The sequence below is a fragment of the Stenotrophomonas sp. YIM B06876 genome, assembly GCF_030711595.1.
GTDB lineage: Bacteria > Pseudomonadota > Gammaproteobacteria > Xanthomonadales > Xanthomonadaceae > Stenotrophomonas.
Window position 1 is genome coordinate 1 of sequence record NZ_JAUJUJ010000278.1, and the last position, 1,097, is coordinate 1,097.

1 protein-coding gene is annotated in these 1,097 nt (G+C 62.0%); it reads right to left on the reverse strand.

Translation table 11 applies throughout. From position 1 onward, the window contains the following. Nucleotides 1-89: 89 nt before the first annotated feature. On the reverse strand, nucleotides 90-575 hold the full coding sequence (locus QZH66_RS16710) for a fumarylacetoacetate hydrolase family protein (RefSeq protein ID WP_305806985.1): 486 nt from the start codon (nucleotides 573-575) through the stop codon (nucleotides 90-92). Nucleotides 576-1,097 lie beyond the last annotated feature (522 nt).

The window sequence follows — 1,097 nt, forward strand, 5'->3', positions numbered from 1 at the left end:
AAGAAGGCTTGAGCACCATCATGGGTTTGACAACGCTGGTTATCGGCATAACCTCGAACGACCTGATGCACTGAGATCGTTCGGAGCGGTCAGGCAAACCGGGCAGAAACGGAGCCGAGGCCGGCGAACGTCGCTTCGAAGGCGTCACCCGCCGCAATTTTTGCCAGCGGCACCAGCGACCCGGCCAAGACGATGTCTCCCGCATTGAGTGAAACACCGGCGGCACCGAGCCGGTTGGCCAACCAGGCCGTGCTGTGCAGCGGAGAGCCCATGACCGCCGCCCCCACGCCTTCAGACTGCTTTTCGCCGTTGCGGGTCACCACGCAGGTGATGGCGGCCAGATCGACCTTCCTGGGGTCCACGCGCCCCTCGCCCAGCACGAACAACGCACTGCTGGCGTTGTCGGCAATGGTGTCGACGATGCGGATGCGCGGTGTTTCGAAGCGGGTGTCCACCAGTTCCAGGCAAGGCGCGGCATAGTCCGTCGCCTCCAGTACCTGCTTGGCGGTCACGTTTTCGGTGGGCAGATCGCGCTTGAGCACCAGGGCGATTTCCGCCTCCACCATCGGGTTCATCATGGCCTGCGCAATGGTGACACTCGCGCCATTGTCGANGCTTGAGCACCAGGGCGATTTCCGCCTCCACCATCGGGTTCATCATGGCCTGCGCAATGGTGACACTCGCGCCATTGTCGAACTGCATGGCGTCGGTCAGGAAACCGTAATCGGGCTCGTTGATACCCAGCATGTCCTGCACTGCTTTGGCGGTGAGGCCGATTTTCTTGCCCACCAGCCTTTCGCCGGCCGCCAGCCGTTTTTCCAGAACGGCCCGGGAGATGGCATAGGCGTCATCGATGTCGAGCGCAGGATGCCGCGCACTGATCAGTGCAATGGGCTGGCATTGGCGCAAGGCGGCGTAGAGTTCATCGGCAAGTTGTCTCGTGAGTTCCGTGGTCATTGAAAAGGTCTCCTTATATGTCTTTCAGGGGGTTCGAGTTTCATGGGTCGAAGTGCTGCAAGGCACGCCGACCCATGAACGGGTTGACTCGCCGCCGCGCAGCCTGGGGGCCTCGGCCTCTCAGAGCTTGCCGTGGATGG